We start from the raw sequence: 20179 nt of genomic DNA on the forward strand, positions 1-20179 counted from the left end.
TTTTCTTCGGGATCTGTGCGTGGTCCGACTCACACCCCGTCAGGCGGCCGGATCGTTCATGATGAGCGGATGCTCAGGTTCATGCCCGTCGGTGACTCCATGACGATCGGGAGCGCGGGCGATCACACGTGGCGCTACCGGATGTGGCAGCACCTGTGCCGGTCCTACGGCGGCCCCTTCGCCCTCGTCGGCCCGCGCGAGACCCTCCACGACAAGCTCGCCGACGCCCCGACGTCGTACGCGTACGCCGACCCGGACTTCCCCCGTGCCCACCTGGCCGGCTGGGGCGAGGGCTGGCTGCACATGGCGCCGCTGATCGGCGAGGCGGTGCGCTCGTGCCGCGCGGACGTCCTCCTGGTCTCCCTCGGCCTGATCGACCTGGGTTTCTACACGAACGCCGAGCAGACCGCCGAGAACGTCCGGGCCTTCGCGGCCGAGGCACGGGCGGCGAACCGGCGGGTGCGGATGGTGTGGCTGCCGGTGACCCCGAACGTGCGGGCCGAGTCCGACCCGGCCTTCGCCGCCGAGGTGGCCCGCTTCAACGAGCTGCTGGCGAAGACGGCCGCCGACCTCGACGAGCCCGGCTCGCCCGTCCTCCTGGCCTCGACCCCGCCCTCCTACGACATCCACGCCGACACCTACGACGGCACCCACCCCAACGCGAGCGGCGAGCACAAGATCGCGGCGGCCTTCGCGGAGGCGATGTACCAGGCCTGGGATCTGGGCGAGCCCTACGAGCAGTAACTCTCGGTGATCATCCGGGTCAGGAACTCCGCACAGGGCCCGGGCGCTTGGTCGTCCCAGCGCTCCGCCTCCTGCCCCAGGTAGACGGCCCGTGCGCGGGCGAGGACGGGACGGTGCCCGGCGGGGAGCCGGTCGAGCGCCCACTCGGCCGCCGCGTCCTTCGAGCGGATGGTCCCGGTTTTGAGGGTGGCCCAGATCCGGGCGAGGGTGAGCAGCACGTTGCGGGTGTCGGAGTCCAGCTCCGCCATCAGCTCCGGCACGCCGGCGACGATGGCGCGCCTGAGGTCGTCGTGCGGGACGGGGTCGAGGAGGCCGGCGGGCGGCGGCCCGTGGAGCGGGGCGTCGGCGCGCAGGACCATGGTGAGGAGCGGCGCGAGGTCGGGGCTGGGCTCCGGGCCCGGGGTCACTCCGCGCTCGTAGTCCTCGCGCAGCCAGTCGCCGTAGAGGAAGTCGCAGGTCGGCGGGTAGCGCCAGGGCCGTACGTCGTCCTGTACGACGACGATCAGCTCGATGTGCCGCCGCCCGTCCACGCCGGAAACCTCGAGCAACTCATCCACCAGGGCCCGGCGTTGGGAGCGCGTCGTGCGGTCCCGTACGACGGCCAGGACGTCGATGTCGCTGTGCGGGCGGAGGCCGCCGAGGGTGGCGGAGCCGTGCAGGTAGATGCCGAGGACCGAGTCGCCGAGGGTGGTGCGGAGGAGCTGGACGAGGTGGTCGGTGCCGGGCTGATCTGGCATATGCGCTCCTCCCGGTGCCGTGGTCACCGTGCGTATCGTTGTACTGCGCGGCTGCCCCCACCCCGGCCCCCTCGAGGTCGACACGTGCTTGCTTGGAGCGCACTTCAACACGTTGGCTTGGGCGGCATGAAGTACACGCAGCTCGGACGCACGGGACTCAAGGTCAGCCGGCTCGTCCTCGGCACCATGAACTTCGGCCCGCAGACCGACGAGGCCGACAGCCACGCCATCATGGACGCGGCGCTGGACGCGGGCATCAACTTCTTCGACACCGCCAACGTCTACGGCTGGGGCGAGAACAAGGGCCGCACCGAAAGCATCATCGGCAACTGGTTCGCCAAGGGCGAGGGGCGGCGCGACAAGGTCGTCCTCGCCACGAAGGTCTACGGCAACATGGGCGCCGACGGCCCGGCCTGGCCCAACCACGACAAGCTCTCCGCGGTCAACATCCGGCGGGCCGTGGACGCCAGCCTCAAGCGGCTCCAGACCGACTACATCGACGTCTACCAGTTCCACCACATCGACCGGGACACGCCTTTCGAGGAGATCTGGCAGGCGATCGACGTCCTGGTCCAGCAGGGCAAGATCCTCTACGTCGGGTCGTCGAACTTCCCCGGCTACAAGATCGCCCAGGCCAACGAGATCGCCGCCCGGCGGGGCGGGACCATCGGGCTGGTCAGCGAGCAGTGCCTGTACAACCTCGCCGAGCGGCGTGCCGAGATGGAGGTCATCCCGGCCGCTCAGGACTACGGGCTCGGCGTGATCCCCTGGTCGCCGCTGCACGGCGGTCTGCTGGGCGGTGTGCTCAAGAAGGAGGCCCAGGGCGGACGCCGCACCTCCGGCCGCGCGGCCGACGCGCTCGCCGACCCCGCCACCCGGGCGCAGATCCAGTCCTACGAGGACCTGCTCGACAAGCACGGCATCGAGCCCGGCGAGGCCGCCCTGGCCTGGCTGCTCACCCGCCCCGGCGTGACCGGCCCGATCGTCGGCCCGCGCACGGCCGAGCAGCTCGCCTCCGCGGTCCGCGCGGCCGAGCTGGAGCTGTCCGAGGAGCTCCTGACCGGCCTGGACGAGATCTTCCCGGGCCCGGGGCCGAGCCCAGAGGCCTTCGCCTGGTAGAAGACGCCCTTCCTTTTCAGGGGCGCGGGGAACTGCGCGACAAGCCCCCACCGGCCCGCAGCCGGAAAGCAGCCGTCCGCAGTTCCCCGGCCGCCGCCCTACCTCCCGAGCACGGAAGCCAAGGCGACAACGAAGAACATCAGCACAAGCACACCGGCCATGATCCGGTTGCGGGTTTTCGGGTCCACGCCACCGAGCCTAACCGGCGCCGCCGAGAGGCCAGCGCCCGACCGCCTCGTACCGGGGCTGCTCTCCCGGGACCCCCGACGTCGGCAGATTGCTCCGCACCAGGCAGAGCTCCCGCACGGTCCAGGTCCGGCCCGTGAATCCCGCGAGCGCGTCCAGGAACGCCCGCACGTCCCCCGCCTCCCGCTTCCGCGCCACGGTCAGATGGGCCTTGTACCGCCGGTGCTCCCCCATCGGCACCCCGGCCTTGCGCGCGGCCGCCTCGGCCCGCTCGGCCAGCAGCCGGAGGGCCGCCAGGTCCCCGTCGGCCCCGGCCCACAGCGCCTTCCCGTGCCCGAACTGCCCGCCACCCCGCACGGCCAGCGAGAACGGCTCGGTCCGGCGCGCGGCCCGCTCCAGCCGCTCCGCCAGCTCGGGGACCAGACCGTCGTCGACCTCACCGTAGAAGGCGAGTGTGAAGTGCCAGCCCGGACGGCCGGTCCAGCGCATGCCGTCGGCGCCGGGCAGCGCGCGCAACTCGTCGACCACACCGCCGAGTTCACGACACACCTCGTCAGGGGGCAGCACGGCCGCGAAGAGTCTCATGGGTCCAGCCTGGCACCATGAGGCCATGCGGATCACCATCCGGGACGGCGGGCCCGACGACATTCCCGCGATACTCGGCATGCTCGACAGCTGTGTGGAGTGGCTGGTCTCCGAGGGGCGCACGGGGCAGTGGGGGAAGCGGCCCCTGTCGCAGAGCCCGAAGACGGTGGAGTCGGTCGGCCGGTACATGGCGGAGGGCAGCGTGTACATGGCCGACGCCGACGGCGTCCCCGCCGGCACCCTCACCCTCACCGACTCGGCGGGCGCCTACCTGTCCCACCTCCCGCAGCCCGGCGAACCCGAGCGCTACATCCACTGGCTGGCCTCCGACCGCCGCTTCAAGGGGCACGGCGTGGGCAGCGCCCTGCTCGCGCACGCCGCCGAGGAGACCCGCCGCGCCGGGATCTCCCTGCTCCGCGTCGACTGCTACGCCGGGGACGACGGCAAGCTCGTCCGCTACTACGAGGCCAACGGCTTCACCCGGACCGAGGCCTTCACGGTCGGCGAGAACAAGTGGCCGGGGCAGTTGCTGGCACGCAGGGTGTAGGCCCGCCCCGCGGACCCGGGGCGTGTCCTGGTCACCGTGCGTATCGTTGTATTGCGCGGCCGGATCCATCCACGGGTGCGGCCGGGGAGGAGCGCCACGATGACCGTCCTTGACGACAGGATCGAGATGGCCGACAGCAGCGGTGAACTCACCCTCGACACGATGTTCGAGTGGGTGGAGACGATGCCGGTCCCCGAGGGCTACAAGGTCGAGATCGTCGGGGGGAACATCTTCATGGCGCCTCAGCGGGACACCCACTGGGACATCATCCTGGACATCGTCGAGCAACTGCGCACCAAGTATCCGCGCAAGCGCGTGAAGTCCGATGTCCGCGTGGACTACCCGGGCCACCTCAACGGCTTCGCCTCCGATCTGACCGTGATGGCGGAGGGCGCGGCGAAGAACGACAAGGGCCTTTGGCGCTACGAGGACGTCGAGTTCGTCGCCGAGGTGATCTCCAGGAAGACCGCGGCGAACGACTACGGCCCCAAGAAGGACGCCTATGCCGCGGCCGGTGTGCCGGTGTACCTGATCGTGGATCCGTACACCGGCCGCTGGCATCTGCACACCAAGCCCAAGGACGGCGAATATCGGGGCGAGCTGAGTCTGGACTTCGGGGACGAGATCGACCTGACAGGCACCGTGGTCGGGCTCGTCCTCGAAACCGGCGAGTTCCCCCGCGACTGACGCCGCCCTACGCCGCGGGGGCCAGCTCCTCCTGATGCTCCCGGGGCACGAACCGCACCCTCGGGTGCCCCCGGTGCCAGCCCACCGAAAGCCGCAGGTTGCCGACGCGGGCCAGGATCAAGCCGATCACGGCCGCGGCCACGGCCGCGACGGCACCGCCGGCCGCGAGGCCGACCCGGGCGCCGTACGTGTCCGTGATCCAGCCGACTATCGGGGCGCCGACGGGCGAGCCGCCGAGGAAGACCATCATGTAGAGGGCCATGACACGGCCGCGCATGGCCGGGTCCGTGGACATCTGGATGCTGGTGTTCGTCGTGACGTTGACCGTCATGCCGAACAGGCCCAGCGGGACCATGAGCAGCGCGAACATCCACAGCGTCGGTGTCGTGGCCGCCACGATCTCCAGCGCGCCGAAGACCAGGGCCGCCGCGATCAGCAGCCGCAGCCGGGCCGTGCCGCGCCGGGCGGCGAGCAGGGCGCCCGCGACCGAGCCGACCGCCATCAGCGTGTTGAACATGCTGTAGGCGCCCGCGCCCGCGTGGAACACGTCGTCCGCGAAGGCCGAGAGGTAGACGGGGAAGTTGAAGGCGAAGGTGCCGACGAATCCGACCAGGACGATCGGCCAGATCAGCTCCGGGCGGCCGGTGACATAGCGCACGCCTTCGCGAAGCTGCCCCTTGCCGCGCGGGGCGCGCTCGACGACGTGCAGCTCGCGGGCGCGCATCAGCAGCAGGCCGGTGAGCGGCGCGATGAAGGACAGGCCGTTGAAGAGGAACGCGTAGCCGGTGCCGACGCCGGTGATCAGTATGCCCGCGACGGCGGGGCCGACCAGGCGGGCGGACTGGAAGTTCGCCGAGTTCAGGCTGACCGCGTTCTGCAGCTGTCGCGGGCCGACCAGCTCGGAGACGAAGGACTGCCGGGCCGGGTTGTCGACCACCGTGGCGAGACCGACCGCGAAGGCGGCGACGTACACGTGCCACACCTGGACGTGGCCGGTGAGGACGGCGACGGCGAGGGCGAGGGCGGTGAGGGCCATCGCCGACTGTGTGACCAGCAGGGTGGGACGCTTGCGCAGCCGGTCGACGAGGACACCGCCGTAGAGGCCGAAGAGCAGCATCGGCAGGAACTGGAGTGCCGTCGTTATGCCGACGGCCGCGGAGGAGCCGGTGAGGCTGAGGACCAGCCAGTCCTGGGCGATGCGCTGCATCCAGGTGCCGATGTTGGAGACGACCTGTCCCATGAAGAACAGGCGGTAGTTCCGCACCTTCAGGGAGGAGAACATCGAGGACTTGCGGACCGGCCGGGCGTCATCGGAGCGGGGTGTGTCGGAGGTGGGCGGGGAGTCGTGGGGATCAGGTGCGGGGGCGGAAGCTGCTCCGGGTCCCGAACTCAAAGGGTTCGCCTCCTTGCGACGTACGGCTTACAGATGCGCGAGTTTCTCCAGCACGGGGGCGGCGGCGCGCAGTTTCGCCCACTCGTCCTCGTCGAGGTTTTCCACCAATGTGGCCAGGAATGCGTTCCGCTTGCGGCGGCTCTCCTCGAGCATCGCCTCTGCCTGCTCGGTACGCGTCACGACCTTCTGGCGCCGGTCCTCGGGGTGCGGCTCCAGACGGACCAGCCCCTTGGACTCCAGCAGCGCCACGATGCGGGTCATCGAGGGCGGCTGGACGTGCTCCTTGCGGGCGAGCTCGCCCGGGGTGGCCCTGCCGCACAGGGACAGGGTGCCGAGCACCGACATCTCGGTGGGGCTGAGCGACTCGTCGACCCGCTGGTGCTTGAGCCGACGGGAGAGCCGCATCACGGCGGAGCGGAGGGAGTTCACGGCGGCTACATCGTCGCCATGGCTGAGGTCCGGCATGTTCTTTAGCGTAACTCATTACTCTCGCTAAGGACTACCCGGACACGCATGAACTCCCGTGACCCTGGCCACTGAAGCGTGACATCACTCATATGGGTGATCTGGCGGCGGAACGTGACACACCGCACCGAAGGGTGCCGCGACCCTTCGGTCATGGGGACCAGCGTGTTCAGCCTGCGAATAGACCACGAGCTGCTTGAGCGGCTCCGGCACCATGCCGCGAAAAGGGGAATGAGCGTCCAGGACTATGTCGTCCGGACGCTCATTCGCGATGACTTCGACCAGCGGTTCCAGGCCGCCGTCGAGGAGACGGAGAGGTTCTACGGGTCACCCGACTCGGGCGACGAGGATCCGGATCAGGTCAGACCCAGCGCCGGCATCAGGTAGTAGAACGCGAACACCGCCGCCACCGCGTACATCGCCGTCGGCACCTCCCGGCCCCGTCCGGCCGCCAGGCGCAGCACCACGAAGGTGACGAAGCCCATGCCGATGCCGTTGGTGATCGAGTACGTGAACGGCATCATCACCATCGTCACGAAGGCCGGGACGGCGATCGTGTGGTCCGCCCAGTCGATCTCCTTGACCGAGCCGGCCAGGATCAGGAAGCCGACCGCGAGCAGGGCCGGGGTGGCCGCCTGGGACGGCACCATCGTGGCGACCGGAGTCAGGAAGAGGGCGGCGGCGAAGAGACCGCCGGTGACGACGTTCGCGAGGCCGGTACGGGCGCCCTCGCCGACACCGGCCGTGGACTCGACGAAGGCGGTGGTCGCCGAGGAGGAGCTGGCGCCGCCGGCGGCGACCGCGAGGCCGTCGACGAAAAGCACCTTGTTGATGCCGGGCATCTGCCCCTGCGCGTCGGTCAGCTTCGCCTCGTCGGAGACGCCCATGATCGTGCCCATCGCGTCGAAGAAGCACGACAGCAGCACGGTGAAGACGAACAGCACACCGGTCAGCAGCCCGACCTTCTCGAAGCCGCCGAACAGGCTGACCTGCCCGACCAGCCCGAAGTCGGGGGCGGCGACGGGGTTGCCGGGCCACTTCGGGGTGGTGAGACCCCAGCTCGGCACCTTGGCCACGGCCTCGATCACCACGGCCACGACGGTCATGGCGACGATCGAGATCAGGATCGCGCCGGAGACCTTGCGCACGATCAGGGCGAGCGTGAGCAGCACGCCCAGGACGAAGACCAGGACCGGCCAGCCGTCGAGGTGGCCGTCGCCGCCGAGCTGGAGCGGGACGGTGGTGCGGGCGGCGTCCGGGATACGGGAGACGAAGCCGGCGTCGACGAGCCCGATCAGCATGATGAACAGGCCGATACCGATGGAGATGGCCTTGCGCAGCCCGTAGGGGACGGCGTTCATCACACGCTCGCGCAGCCCCGTGGCGACCAGCAGCATGACCACGAACCCGGCGAGGACCACCATGCCCATCGCGTCCGGCCAGGACATGCGCGGGGCGAGCTGGAGGGCGACGACGGAGTTCACACCCAGGCCGGCGGCGAGCGCGATCGGCACGTTGCCGATGACACCCATGAGGAGGGTGGTGAGCGCGGCCGTGAGGGCCGTCGCGGTGACCAGCTGTCCGTTGTCGAGCTGGTGACCGTACATGTCCTTCGCGCTGCCGAGGATGATCGGGTTCAGCACGATGATGTAGGCCATCGCGAAGAAGGTGGCGAGGCCGCCCCGGACCTCACGGGACAGCGTGCTGCCCCGCTCGGAGATCCGGAAGAAGCGGTCGAGTGCGCCGTACGTGGGCCCGGCTCCCGGCTGTTCAGGGGCGGGGACCTTGGCGGGAGCCGAGGAGGACATGTGTTTGGTGTTTCCTACGAAGAGAAGTGGTCAGACAGAAACCGTTTCAGTATGAACATATAAGGCCGGGATCGCACATCTGCGCGCGTAGACCTGATCGCCTCGTAAGCTGTCCCCATGGCGAAATGGACCCCCAGACACGAGGCGCCGGAGCCCCTGGAGGGCCCCGTGGTCGCCACCGTCACCGGCGGCACGATCCTTTGGTTCGTCCTCTTCCTGGTCCAGCTCCCCTTCTACGGCTGGTTCGACGACCACGGCCACACGTGGTGGGTGTGGACCTGCCTGGCCGGCGCCGGTCTGGGGCTGATCGGCATCTGGTACGTCCGCAGGCGTGATGCCGCGATCAAGCGGGCCGCGGCCCAGCAGGACGTGACGGCGACTCCGTCGGCCGAGTAGGCGCGTTCCCGCCCGCTTCCCGGCGCGACACGCCTCCGTCCCCTCCCTACTCTCGGAGGGAGGCGGCGAAACGCCCGAAACCGTCGCGGCCGCCGCCGCACCGGTGAGGAGCGCAGCCATGACGACGCAGAACAGTTCGGCCGAGGCCGACCGGGCTCTGAAGGCCAAGCACCGGGCGATGTGGGCGCAGGGCGACTACCCGTCCCTGGCCGCCGAGGTGATCCCCGGTCTCGGGGCGGTCCTGGTCGAGGCGTGCGGGGTGCGCTCCGGGCAGCGGGTGCTGGACGTGGCCGCCGGCACCGGCAACGCCGCGATCCCGGCGGCCCTGGCCGGCGCCGACGTGGTCGCCTCGGACCTGGCTCCGGAACTGTTCGAGGCCGGCCGGCGGGTGGCCGAGAAGCAGGGCGCCCACCTCACCTGGCAGGAGGCCGACGCCGAGGCCCTGCCCTTCGGCGACGCGGAGTTCGACACCGTGCTGTCCTGCGTCGGGGTGATGTTCGCACCGCACCACCGGCAGGCCGCCGACGAACTCGTCCGGGTCTGCCGTCCCGGCGGCACCATCGGCCTGCTGAGCTGGACGCCGCAGGGCTTCATCGGCCGGATGTTCGCCACCATGAAGCCGTACGCGCCGCCGCCCCCGCCGGGCGCGCAGCCGCCCCCGCTGTGGGGGGACGAGGACCATGTGGGCGCCCTCCTCGGCGACCGGGTCACGGACGTGCGCGCCGAGCGCCGGACCGTCCGGGTCGACCGCTTCGAGACGCCCGAGGCGTTCCGCGACTACTTCAAGGAGCGCTACGGCCCCACGATCACCGTCTACAAGAACATCGCCGGCGACCCCGAGCGCACCGCCGCCCTGGACCGCGACCTGGCGGACCTCGCCCGCCACGGCGACCTCGGGACCGGCGGGGGCGGGACCGCCCTGGAGTGGGAGTACCTGCTGCTCACCGCGCGCCGGGCGGGCTGACCACCGCGGGTGGCGCCCGGGCCCGACGGTGGTCCGAGGGCGTACAACTGCCGTACGACCAGGGCACGACGTCCGTCCTTCCCAGGTCGGATCTTCCCCGCATTCGGCAGGTGAAGCGGCAAATCCGCACGTACCGTCGAATGCATGACGCATCTCGACGCGGGTGCCCGGCCCGACTCCACGCGGCCGGCGACGGTCACCTCACGCGAGACCGGTCTGACCACGGCTCAGGTCGCCGAGCGGGTGGAGCGCGGCCAGGTCAACGACGTGCCGGTGCGCAGCAGCCGCTCCACCGTCGACATCGTCCGCGCGAACGTCTTCACCCGCTTCAACGCGATCATCGGCGTGCTCTGGCTGATCATGCTGGTCGTGGCGCCGATCCAGGACAGCCTGTTCGGCTTCGTGATCCTCGCGAACACCGGGATCGGGATCGTCCAGGAGTGGCGGGCGAAGAAGACGCTGGACTCGCTCGCGCTGATCGGCGAGGTGCGTCCCACCGTCCGCCGGGACGGGGCCTCCGGCGAGGTCGGCACCTCCGAGATCGTCCTCGACGACCTGATCGAGATCGGGCCCGGCGACAAGGTCGTCGTCGACGGTGTCTGTGCCGAGGCCGACGGGCTGGAGATCGACGAGTCGCTGCTCACCGGCGAGGCGGACCCGGTCGTCAAGCGCCCCGGCGACCAGGTGATGTCGGGCAGCTTCGTCGTCGCGGGCGGCGGGGCCTTCCAGGCCACGAAGGTCGGGCGGGAGGCGTACGCCGCGCAGCTCGCCGAGGAGGCGTCCCGGTTCACCCTCGTCCACTCCGAACTGCGCTCCGGCATCTCCACGATCCTCAAGTACGTCACGTGGATGATGGTCCCGACCGCGATCGGCCTGATCATCAGCCAGCTGTTCGTGAAGGACAACGCCTTCAAGGACTCGGTCGCCCGCACGGTCGGCGGCATCGTCCCGATGGTCCCCGAGGGGCTGGTCCTGCTCACCTCGGTCGCCTTCGCCATCGGCGTCATCCGCCTGGGCCGCAAGCAGTGCCTCGTCCAGGAGCTGCCCGCGATCGAGGGGCTGGCCCGGGTCGACACGGTCTGCCTCGACAAGACCGGCACCCTCACCGAGGGCGGCATGGACGTCACCGGGCTGCGGCCCCTCCAGGGCGCCGACGAGACGTACGTACGCCGGGTGCTCGGCGCGCTCGGCTCGTCGGACCCCCGGCCGAACGCCTCCCTGAAGGCGATCATCGACGCCTACCCGGCCGTCGAGGACTGGCGCTGCACCCGGGCACTGCCGTTCTCCTCCGCCCGCAAGTACAGCGGCGCCGCGTTCTCCGAGGCCGACGGGGAGAGCAGCACCTGGCTGCTCGGGGCGCCTGACGTGCTGCTGCCCGACGACGACCCGGCCCTCGCCGAGACCGAGCGGCTGAACGAGCGGGGCCTGCGGGTACTGCTGCTCGCCCGGGTCGACCGGGACCTCGACGACCCGGAGGTGGCCGAGGGAGCGAAGCCCACCGCGCTGGTGGTCCTGGACCAGCGGCTGCGGCCGGACGCGGCCGACACGCTGCGCTACTTCGCCGAGCAGAACGTGGCCGCCAAGGTCATCTCCGGCGACAACGCGGTGTCGGTCGGCGCGGTCGCCTCCAAGCTGGGGCTGTCCGGCACCACCGTGGACGCGCGCCGGCTGCCCGCCGAGCAGGAGGGGATGGCCGAGGCCCTCGACGACGGCACGGTGTTCGGGCGGGTCACCCCACAGCAGAAGCGGAACATGGTGGGCGCGTTGCAGTCGCGCGGGCACACGGTCGCGATGACGGGCGACGGGGTGAACGACGTCCTCGCCCTGAAGGACGCCGACATCGGAGTAGCGATGGGCTCCGGCTCGGAGGCCACCCGGGCGGTCGCGCAGATCGTGCTGCTGAACAACAGCTTCGCGACGCTGCCGTCGGTGGTGGCGGAGGGCCGCCGGGTCATCGGCAACATCACGCGGGTCGCGACCCTGTTCCTCGTCAAGACGGTCTACTCGGTGCTGCTGGCGATCCTGGTGGTCTGCTCGCAGGTCGAGTACCCGTTCCTGCCGCGCCACCTGACCCTGCTCTCGACCCTGACGATCGGCGTCCCGGCCTTCTTCCTCGCGCTCGCGCCCAACAAGGAGCGCGCGAAGCCGAACTTCGTGCGGCGGGTGATGCGGTACGCGATCCCGGGCGGGGTGGTGGCCGCGACGGCGACCTTCGCGACCTACCTGCTCGCCCGGCAGCACTACACGGGCGCGGGCGCCCTGGACGCGGAGACCAGCGCCGCGACGCTCACGCTGTTCCTCATCTCGATGTGGGTCCTGGCGATCATCGCCCGCCCCTACACCTGGTGGCGCATCGCCCTGGTGGCGGCGATGGCCGGGGCCTTCCTGCTGGTCCTAGTCGTGCCGTGGCTCCAGGACTTCTTCGCGCTGAAGCTGGTCGGCGTGACGATGCCGTGGCTGGCGGTCGGCATCGCGGTGGTGGCGGCGGCCACCCTGGAGCTCACCTGGAGGTGGGTGGACCGCCGCTTCCCCGCGTAGCCGGAGTTACCTCACGTCGACGTAGTCGCCCGTGGCGCTGACCGCCGGAGTGGTCGTCGTGCCCGCGAAGCTGAAGCGCCAGTAGCCGTCGTACTGGGCGGTGGCGGTGGCCTTCAGGTTGCCGTACTGGTCGGAGTACACCGTCTTGACCGTGGTGTACGTACTGGTGCCGGCCTTGCGGAACTGGAGCTTGACCGGCTGGTTGGTGTAGCCGTGGTAGGCGTTGTCCTCCCAGTTGGCGCGGGACAGCTTGCCGGTGGACGTGATGGTCTTGCCCTTGTACACGGGCTCGGGGCCGGCGTTGACGGTCAGCTTGGAGTAGCGCTGGACCTTGACGGTGCCCAGGCCGCCCTGCTCTTTCTCGTCGCCGTCGCTGGTGACGGCCAGGGCGCCGGCGCCCCAGGTGCCGGCGTCGGAGTTCCACAGATCGCCGTCGGCCGGGCGGATGCTGATCACGCCCTTGCAGCTCAGGACGGTCGACGAGGCGGCGGTGCAGGTGGCCGGGTCGTCGCTGATGAAGACGTTGTCCGCGGTGTCCATCGAGGAGCCGTGGTAGATCAGCGGGCCGGTGGCGAAGTTGTCGGAGCCGGTGTCCAGGTCCGCCGCGTGCGTCACGGTGTAGGTGACGGGGACGCTGACGACGTTGGTGGTGCCGACGACGATGTTCCTGCCGCTGTTGACCTTGACGTCGGAGAAGGTGACGTCGAGGGTCGACGCGTTGGTGCCCGATTCGGCGTCGGCCGAGGCGGAGCCGAAGGCCGCCTTGCCCGAGGGCGCGTCGGCGGCCTGCGCGGCCGGAACGACGAGGGCGGAAAGGGCCAGGGCGCCGGCGACGGCGGCCACGGTGGCTCGGATGTGCATGTGTTCCCCAGGTGGAGAAGTGATCTAGGAGTCTGTTGACTCACGCGATCAGATCCACGAGCCCGGGGGTGGGTTGTAGGCCCAGGTCCAGGCTTTACCGCCTCGTCCGCAATGCTTGACTCGCCTTGACTCGCCCATGAGAAATACGGAACCGCCGGCCCCGGAACGGATTCCGGGGCCGGCGGTGTCGTCCGTGTCGTGCGGGAGGACGGCGTTATCGCACGTCGACGAAGTCACCCGTGGCGTTCACGGCCGGCGTGGTCGTCGTGCCCGCGAACGAGTAGCGGAAGTAACCGTCGGTGGCGGCCTTGACGGTGGTCTTCAGCTCGCCCGTGGAGTTGGACGTGATGGTCTTCACCGTGGAGTAGGTGTCGGACCCCTTCTTGCGGAACTGGAGCTTCACCGGCTGGTTGGTGTAGCCGTGGTACTTGTTGTCGTCCCAGTTGGCACGGGAGAGCTTGCCGGTGACCGTGATGGTCTTGCCCTTCGTCACGGGCTCCGGGGAGGCGTTGACCGTCAGCTTCGAGTAGCGCTGGAGCTTGAAGGAGTTGGTCGGGTCCGTCACCGCGACACCGACGTTGTCCAGGTTCGGGTTCTCCGGGTCCTCGCCGTTGAACGCGACCGCGAAGCCCGCGGCCTTCCAGGAGCCGGCGTCCTCGTTCAGCAGCGCGAACGGGTCGATCTGGACGGTGGCCTTGCAGTTGGCGACGGTCGCGGAGGAGTCCGTGCAGCTCGCGTCGTTGCTGTCGAAGAAGAAGACCGACTCGTCGAACGAGGCGCCGCGGTACAGCTCGATGCCCGCGAAGAAGTCGGCCGCGTGGATGTCGACGTCCGCGCCGTGCGTCAGCTTGAAGGTGACGGGCACCTTCACCACGTTGGTGGTGCCGACGGCGATGTTCTTGCCGTTGTTGACCTTGACGGAGGAGAAGGTCGCGTTCATGGCGTACGGCGTGCCGTCCTCCGCGGCGGCGAAGGCCGACCGGCCGGAGTCGGGGTGGACGACCTCGCTGGCGGCGGCGATGTCCGCGGGAACCTTCGGCTCGGCGGCCTGCGCGGCGGGCACGGCGAAGGCGGAAAGGGCCAGGGCGCCGGTGACGGCGGCCACAGTGGCTCGGATACGCATGCGTTCTCCAGGTGGAGAGGGGCCCCGGCGCTCGTCGTCGGCTCCTGGGGCCCAAGTGATCGTGGAGTCTGTTGACTCACGTGATCAGATGCGCGAGCCAAGCGCTTGGTTGTACGGCGAGTGAAAAATTTGTGTGGGAGTTTTCACCGAACAGCCAAACGCAACAGCCAAACGCCACCGCATGCTTCAGCCGGTCAGTCGAACCACCGGTCCCGCGCCAGCTCCTCCGTCCGCGACGGATCCTCCAGCAGCGCCGCCACCTCGAACCGCCGCGGCCACTGCCCCGCCGCCCACGCGAGCCCCGCGGCCACGCCCTCCAGCGTGGCGGCGTGCAGGACACCGTCGTCGGTGAGCCGCCAGTCCATCTCCACGCCGTCGACGACGAGTTCCTCGTGCTCGATGTAGGAGGAGGGGGTGCGGGGGCCGAGCAGGACCCGGACCGGATCCGGGACTTCGTGTTCGGTGCCCTCGGAGGTGACCCGCCCCGTGACCGACTCGCTCAGGCGCCGTACCTGGAAGAGTTCGGCCAGGTCGGCGGCCCGGGACGGGCGGACCGGGAGCAGCGCGACGCCTTCCGTGAACGGCAGGAGATCGGGTGAGTCGCACACCACGGCGTCGGCCGCGTCCACGACCTCCACCCGGCCGTCGATGACGGCACGCAGCTCGTCCGGCAGGGTCACCTGCTCCGGGTCCAGTCCGGCCAGGGCCCCGTACAGCGCGTGCAGTTGGGCGACAGCCACCTCGCGCTCCGGGTCGGCGAGCCGGTCGAGGAGTTCGGCGGCACCGCCGGGCTCGTCCAGCAGCGCGGCGACGGACGTCCGCACCCCCAGCGCCCGCAGCACCTGCTCGTCGTCGAACCCGGTCGCGTCGGCCTCCTCGTAGAGACCGCGCAGCAGCGGGTCGCCGCCGGCGGCCCGCAGTCCGGCCGGGCGGCGGCCGTCGAGGACCGGGTTCCCGCGCAGCCACCACGCCGTGTACGGCCGTACGACCTCGTGCGTGCCGTCCGGCAGCAGGACGCGCACGGGCTGCACGATCGCGTCCCGCAGGGGCGGCTGCGACAGCAGGGACAGGGCCTGGGGCCACTTGTCCTCGTCGACCAGGTCCAGATCCCGTACGGCGACGATCTCGGTGGCGACCGGCGGCACCGGGCTGTCCGGGAAACGGTCGAGGATGTCCTCCGCCCACACGTCGACCGCGTCCAGCAGGCCGGGGTCGTCGGGTTCGGCGAAGTCGCCCTCCCGCGGCTCCAGTTCGTCGGGGTCGAGGACGACGTCGGTGGCGCGGACGAGCGCGAAGTTCACCAGCACCCCGCAGGCCGCCAGCGGCTGCTCGCCCCACTTCGAGGCCAGCTCGGCGTCCACCGCGGCCAGTTCGCCCTCGCGCATGACCTGGGCGAACGGGCCGCCCGGGAAGACGAGTTCGCAGGCCGGGGCCGGTTCGCCGTCCTCGTCGGGCAGGGCGAGGGCACCGAGCCAGGGCTCGTCACCGGGCTCCAGACCGGCGTCCCGCACCAACGCGAGCACGGTGTCGGCCAGTTCCTCCGCGTCGAGGGTGTCCTCCTCCCACAGCGCGCCGCCCTCGTCGTCGAGCGATGCGGCGACGGCGGCCCTGACCTGCGGGGTGGTGAGCACGGCGCGCGGGGTCGCGGGCAGGGCGCCCAGCTTCTCCAGGATGGGGTGCGCGGCGTCCGGATGGGCGACCTTCAGTCCGAGCCGGGCCAGGGTCTCCGGGTCGGTACCGGTGGCGTCGGGGCTGGGCAGCAGGACCTGCCGGGGGCCGATCGTCGTACGTCCGTCCGCGAGCGGCACCGGCAGGCCCGACAGCCGGTCCGGGTCGAGCCCGGCCAGGCTGTCGTAGAGCCGCCGCCACCAGCCGGGCTCCTTCTCCAGCCCGGCCAGCCGGTCGATCGCGTCGGTCAGCGGCACGCGGGCGACGCCCAGGGTGCGCAGCTCCGCCCGGCGTTCCAGCCCGGCGGGCAGCAGGGTGGGCAGCACCTCGGCGAGCACCCGCACCGTGTCCGCGCCCGCGCCCTCGACGACCTCGGCGTCCCGGGGCCGCAGCGACTCGGGCGACTCCTCGTCGTCGTGCCCGTGGGGCTCGGCGGCGGGCGGCAGGAAGGAGGTGCGCGGCAACCGCTCCAGGATCGCCCGGCGCAGGGCGCCGTCCAGCTCGCCCTTGCCGAGCGGCCCGGGCACGAGGTCGATGAGACCGGTCGTCACCGGCCGCCAGTCGCCGAGGAGTTCGGCGTAGGAGTCGGCGGCGCGCTCGATCAGGAAGTCGGTCAGCGGACCGGGGGCGGCGTGCCGGCGGGTGGAGTCCAGCGGGAACGAGGCGATGAGCAGGGCCGGGACGCCGAGCGGCTCGTCGCTGGGCGTGGGGGCGTGCACGACCGGGCTGGTGCGGGGCCGGGCCGGGCTGCCGTCGGAGTCGACGGGCACGGCCCAGGTGACCGACCAGTGCGGGCGCAGCCGCTCCTCGACGGGCCGACCGGTGAGCAGCTCGGGGGTGAGGGGGCCGTGGGCGGCGCAGGTGCGCCAGTAGGTGACGCCGTCGCCGGAGTCGTCGATGACGGTGAAGGGGCCGTCGGTGCGGCGGGAGATCGTCCGGGGGCTCTCGCCGTTGATCTCGACGACGACCTCTTCGAGACCGGCGAGGGTGAGCAGCAGCGCGTCGTCGACCGCCCGCAGCAGCCGTTCGGCGAGGTCGGCGGCGGGGGTGTCGCGCAGCGGCAGGATGACGGCGGTGTCGTACGGGTCCGGGGCGGTGCCCTCGGCGGCGAACGGCAGCCGCAGCAGCGGTACGTGACCGTCGCGCCGCCGGATCTCGTCCCCGAGGCCGGGGCTGTGCCGGGCGGTCTCGGCGGCCAGCTCCCGCGCCTCGGCCAGCGACCACCGCACGCCGCCGTGCCGGCCGACGACGGCGGGCTCGTCGGTGACGGCGAGGACGGCGGCGAAGCCGACGCCGAACCGCCCGACGGCCTGCTCGTGGGTCTCCCGCTTCGCCGACGCGCGCAGGGTGGACAGCGACTCGACCCCGGCCGCGTCCAGCGGCGCGCCGGTGTTCGCGGCGACGAGCACACCGTCACGGAGGGTGAGCCGCAGCCGTCCGGGCACCCCGGCCCGGGCCGCCGCGTCGGCGGCGTTCTGCGCGAGTTCGACGACGAGCCGGTCCCGGTACCCGCCGAGGACGAGATCCTCCTCGGCGTTGGCGTCCTCACGGAACCGGGCGGGGCTGGTGGCCCAGGCGTCGATGACGCCGCGCCGCAGGCGTGCCGTACCGAACGGGTCGGCACCCTCGGCGGCGGGCCGCACGAACTTGCTGCTCACGTTCCTTCTCCTCATCGACGAGAGGACGAAGGTACCGCCTGGGGAGTAGGGGTGTGCGCGCCGTCCGGCCCTCGGGTCGGCCCTCGGACGCGTACGTCACGAAATCCGCCCATGCGGCCGGAGCGACGGCGAGCCGGGGGCCCTCAGGGGACGCCGCATGAGAAGCAACCCGCGTGCGTACTCCGGCGTCTGCAACAGCCTGTGGATGTTCAGCCCACCGGAACCCGACGGCCCGTGCTCCGGTGCCACAGGTGGTCTTCCCAAGGACCACAACGGTGAAAGAACCTCACCAAACCCCACCCCTGGCGCCCGCTCACCCGCCCGTGTGAACCTCGCCAACTCGGCTGGTGTGGGGCCTGGTTGTCGGCCCTACTCTCGGCGCAACACAACCGCAGACATGCGACGGCCCTCGCCGGGACTGGCATCCCAGTGCGAGGGCCTGACCACCGAGGAAGTAGGAGCTTCCCGATGGATACGCAGAACCCTAGCGCGCCCCCGCACGCCCACACCCGGGTTGCCGGGAAGAAGCACCCGAACCGGCACCCTCACGCGGGCCTGGTTCACGACAACACCCGCCACACGACCCGCTTCACGGTGATCGGCAACCACCTCGCCCAGCACCCGGAGCTGTCACTGCTCGCGATCGGGCTGGGCGTCCACATCCAGTCGCTGCCGAAAGGCGCTCGCGTCGACATCAAGACCCTCGCCGCCCGCTTCCCCGAGGGAGCGACTCGTATCGCCGCCGCCCTGCGCGAGCTGGAATCCCACGGCTACCTGCGGCGAGAGCGCGAACGCGTCTCCAGCGGCCGGATCATCACCCGCACGATCTCCTGCAACCAGCCCGGACACCGGACCCCCGACGACCGGACCGTACGGCGAGCGCACCCGGCTCCGAAGAAGCGAGCCCCGCGCAAGCCCCTCCCCGCCGTACCGCAGCCCGCCTACCCCGCCCCCACCCTCCTCCAGCAGGCCACGGACCTCCTCGCGGACCTCCGCCGCCACGACCCCCGCCTGCTCCTCTCCGCCTGCGACGCCGCCCACCTCGCCCCCGGCGTCGCAGCCTGGCTGGAGCGCGACGTCACCCCCACGGCCGTGCGAGACGCCCTGACCACCGACCTGCCACCCGAAGGCCCCGCCGCCCGGCCGCCCTCCTGGCCCACCGCCTCACCGCCCAGCTACCACCGCCGCCCCCGTTCCCGAGGCCTGCCTCACCACCGACCGCCCGGCCCCCACTCCAGACCTGCGACGGCTGCGACCGCGCCTTCCGCGCCCCCGAACCCGGCCACTGCCGGGACTGCCGTACCACCGCACCACTCCGACGAAAGGCCTGAAGCCACCCCATGGTCAGCTCGTCCCACGAGGCGATGCGCCGAGGGTGAGGCTCGGCGGGCCGCCGAAGACGTCCTGGAGGTTCTGGAGGTGCGTGACATCGACGTCCCCGAAGCGATCCGCGAGCGCATCGTCAGCTGCGATGACCCCGAGACTCTGCGCCGCTGGCACCGACGCGCCGTGATCGCCCCCTCCGCCGAGCAGATCTTCTCGGACGAGCAGGACAAGTAGTCGTTCCGCAGCCGGGCCGGGACACCGCTACGAGTGCCCCAGCTCCTCCGTATCCTCGTCCGCCGCCACCGGCACCGAGCCCGAGTCCGAGGCCGGGCGCAGCGGGAACGGGTCCACCCGGGTTTCGTCGATGACCGGCGGGGCCGGCTGCGGCGGCTTCGGCATGACCGCGGCCTCGGAGTGGCCGCCGCAGCCGTAGGCCAGGGAGACGACGCGGCCGTCGGCCGGGGAGAACTCGTTGGCGCAGACGCCGAAGGCCTGGCCCAGGGAGCCCCCGATGCGGAGCAGGAAGCCGCAGCTCACGCAGGCGGCGGGGGCCGCCTGCGCCATCGGGGTCTTGGGGCCGAAGGCTTCCTCCCAGCGGTCGGCGGCGATGTGCAGGCCGTAGCGGGACAGCACCCGGGCACGGCGTACGCCGAGTTCCTCGGCCACCGCCGCGATCGAACCGCGGGCGGGGACGGCCAGGGGGCCCGCCGTGACCTCCGCGTCCTCGGCCTCCGCCAGGGCGGCCATGTCCTCGGAGACGACGGAGTTCGGCGGCGGCTCGTCCTCGCCGGTCCAGCCGGGCTCCAGGCGCAGATCCTCGGCGTCCGTGGGCAGCAGGTCGCCCGGACCCATGTCGCCGGGCCGCAGCCGCTCGCTCCACGGCACCCACTCGGGCGCGAGCACCGCGTCCGGGCCGGGCAGCAGCGCCGCCTCGTCCACCGTGACGATCTTCGCCCGGGACGCCCGGGCCACCGTCACGGCCCAGCGCCAGCCCCGGTACCCGAGCTCCTTGCACTCGAAGAAGTGCGTGACAACGCGATCCCCTTCGGAGACCAGCTCCACGTGCTCGCCGACGATTCCTGGTGCCGCGGCCTCCTCGGCTGCGGCGCGGGCGAGGTCGACGGCCTCGGCGCACAGACGGTCAGGGGTGCGGCTTCGCGTTGTCGCTGCGCTCACAGGTATCGCTTCTCTCCATACGCCGTCTCACGAGTGCGCCACTCCCAGCGCCGGGGGCGGACGGAGCGGACCAGGGGACCGCGTCGACGTCCTTCATCCATTTTGCGGGATGGCTGAGATACGCACGCTACCCTTCCGCCCCACTTCGCGTACACCGACGGTCCTGACCGATGCCTCCGGCCACCGTGCCGATCGGGC

17 protein-coding genes and 2 pseudogenes are annotated in these 20179 nt (G+C 71.3%); 10 read left to right on the forward strand and 9 right to left on the reverse strand.

Going from position 1 to position 20179, the window contains the following annotated elements; translation table 11 throughout:
- Window positions 1–69 precede the first annotated feature (69 nt).
- Entirely contained in the window at window positions 70–744 is a 675-nt protein-coding gene (locus CP976_RS19740) for a GDSL-type esterase/lipase family protein (RefSeq protein WP_150481580.1), read from the forward strand.
- Here CP976_RS19740 and CP976_RS19745 read toward each other — a convergent pair.
- The gene (locus CP976_RS19745) at window positions 732–1481 is read right to left on the reverse strand and encodes an aminoglycoside adenylyltransferase family protein (protein WP_150481581.1); all 750 of its coding nucleotides are present in this window, start codon (window positions 1479–1481) and stop codon (window positions 732–734) included. The two genes, CP976_RS19740 and CP976_RS19745, sit on opposite strands and share 13 nt — an antisense overlap.
- A gap of 126 nt (window positions 1482–1607) precedes the next feature.
- Between CP976_RS19745 and CP976_RS19750 the strand changes: the two genes are divergently transcribed.
- Window positions 1608–2600 carry an aldo/keto reductase gene (locus CP976_RS19750; protein ID WP_150481582.1) on the forward strand — a complete coding sequence of 331 codons (993 nt, stop codon included), beginning with the start codon at window positions 1608–1610 and terminating at the stop codon, window positions 2598–2600.
- A 198-nt stretch (window positions 2601–2798) separates the two neighbouring features.
- On the opposite strand, the gene thpR is transcribed toward CP976_RS19750, so the two are convergent.
- Window positions 2799–3371 (reverse strand): RNA 2',3'-cyclic phosphodiesterase, encoded by a 573-nt coding sequence (gene thpR / locus CP976_RS19755; protein ID WP_150481583.1) that lies wholly within the window; start codon window positions 3369–3371, stop codon window positions 2799–2801.
- Window positions 3372–3396: 25 nt separating this feature from the next.
- Between thpR and CP976_RS19760 the strand changes: the two genes are divergently transcribed.
- Together CP976_RS19760 and CP976_RS19765 are read left to right on the forward strand one after the other, a co-directional pair.
- A complete protein-coding gene (locus CP976_RS19760; protein ID WP_150481584.1) occupies window positions 3397–3918 on the forward strand; it encodes a GNAT family N-acetyltransferase in 522 nt (173 codons plus the stop codon).
- Between the two features lie 99 nt (window positions 3919–4017).
- The gene (locus CP976_RS19765; RefSeq protein ID WP_150481585.1) at window positions 4018–4605 is read left to right on the forward strand and encodes a Uma2 family endonuclease; all 588 of its coding nucleotides are present in this window, start codon (window positions 4018–4020) and stop codon (window positions 4603–4605) included.
- 7 nt (window positions 4606–4612) lie between these two features.
- On the opposite strand, the gene CP976_RS19770 is transcribed toward CP976_RS19765, so the two are convergent.
- Both CP976_RS19770 and CP976_RS19775 read right to left on the reverse strand, forming a co-directional pair.
- Complete coding sequence (locus tag CP976_RS19770; RefSeq protein ID WP_150481586.1) at window positions 4613–5998, reverse strand: MFS transporter; 1386 nt, start codon at window positions 5996–5998, stop codon at window positions 4613–4615.
- Between the two features lie 27 nt (window positions 5999–6025).
- Entirely contained in the window at window positions 6026–6463 is a 438-nt protein-coding gene (locus CP976_RS19775) for a MarR family winged helix-turn-helix transcriptional regulator (protein ID WP_020273509.1), read from the reverse strand.
- Between the two features lie 153 nt (window positions 6464–6616).
- Between CP976_RS19775 and CP976_RS19780 the strand changes: the two are divergent.
- A pseudogene (locus tag CP976_RS19780) lies at window positions 6617–6790 on the forward strand (ribbon-helix-helix protein, CopG family); the annotation flags it as partial.
- A 29-nt stretch (window positions 6791–6819) separates the two neighbouring features.
- Here the strand turns inward: CP976_RS19780 and CP976_RS19785 are convergent.
- Window positions 6820–8271, reverse strand: a complete 1452-nt coding sequence (locus tag CP976_RS19785; protein WP_150481588.1) for an NCS2 family permease — start codon at window positions 8269–8271, stop codon at window positions 6820–6822.
- A gap of 117 nt (window positions 8272–8388) precedes the next feature.
- Between CP976_RS19785 and CP976_RS19790 the strand changes: the two genes are divergently transcribed.
- From CP976_RS19790 to CP976_RS19800, 3 genes are all read left to right on the forward strand, one after another.
- A complete protein-coding gene (locus CP976_RS19790) occupies window positions 8389–8667 on the forward strand; it encodes a DUF2530 domain-containing protein (protein ID WP_150481589.1) in 279 nt (92 codons plus the stop codon).
- 118 nt (window positions 8668–8785) lie between these two features.
- On the forward strand, window positions 8786–9631 hold the full coding sequence (locus CP976_RS19795) for a class I SAM-dependent methyltransferase (protein WP_150481590.1): 846 nt from the start codon (window positions 8786–8788) through the stop codon (window positions 9629–9631).
- Between the two features lie 144 nt (window positions 9632–9775).
- Window positions 9776–12169 carry an HAD-IC family P-type ATPase gene (locus CP976_RS19800; RefSeq protein WP_150481591.1) on the forward strand — a complete coding sequence of 798 codons (2394 nt, stop codon included), beginning with the start codon at window positions 9776–9778 and terminating at the stop codon, window positions 12167–12169.
- 6 nt (window positions 12170–12175) lie between these two features.
- Here the strand turns inward: CP976_RS19800 and CP976_RS19805 are convergent, their stop codons facing one another.
- The 3 genes from CP976_RS19805 to CP976_RS19815 form a co-directional block, all read right to left on the reverse strand.
- Window positions 12176–13030 (reverse strand): hypothetical protein, encoded by an 855-nt coding sequence (locus CP976_RS19805; protein WP_150481592.1) that lies wholly within the window; start codon window positions 13028–13030, stop codon window positions 12176–12178.
- A gap of 214 nt (window positions 13031–13244) precedes the next feature.
- Window positions 13245–14153, reverse strand: a complete 909-nt coding sequence (locus CP976_RS19810) for a hypothetical protein (RefSeq protein WP_150481593.1) — start codon at window positions 14151–14153, stop codon at window positions 13245–13247.
- Window positions 14154–14347: 194 nt separating this feature from the next.
- Complete coding sequence (locus CP976_RS19815) at window positions 14348–17494, reverse strand: sacsin N-terminal ATP-binding-like domain-containing protein (RefSeq protein ID WP_150481594.1); 3147 nt, start codon at window positions 17492–17494, stop codon at window positions 14348–14350.
- A 453-nt stretch (window positions 17495–17947) separates the two neighbouring features.
- Here CP976_RS19815 and CP976_RS19820 point away from each other — a divergent pair.
- Together CP976_RS19820 and CP976_RS42950 are read left to right on the forward strand one after the other, a co-directional pair.
- A pseudogene (locus CP976_RS19820) lies at window positions 17948–18810 on the forward strand (helix-turn-helix domain-containing protein).
- A gap of 88 nt (window positions 18811–18898) precedes the next feature.
- A complete protein-coding gene (locus CP976_RS42950; protein WP_167537371.1) occupies window positions 18899–19039 on the forward strand; it encodes a hypothetical protein in 141 nt (46 codons plus the stop codon).
- 27 nt (window positions 19040–19066) lie between these two features.
- On the opposite strand, the gene CP976_RS19825 is transcribed toward CP976_RS42950, so the two are convergent.
- On the reverse strand, window positions 19067–19981 hold the full coding sequence (locus tag CP976_RS19825) for a DUF3027 domain-containing protein (RefSeq protein WP_150481595.1): 915 nt from the start codon (window positions 19979–19981) through the stop codon (window positions 19067–19069).
- Window positions 19982–20179 lie beyond the last annotated feature (198 nt).

This window comes from Streptomyces coeruleorubidus (assembly GCF_008705135.1).
Taxonomy (GTDB): domain Bacteria; phylum Actinomycetota; class Actinomycetes; order Streptomycetales; family Streptomycetaceae; genus Streptomyces; species Streptomyces coeruleofuscus.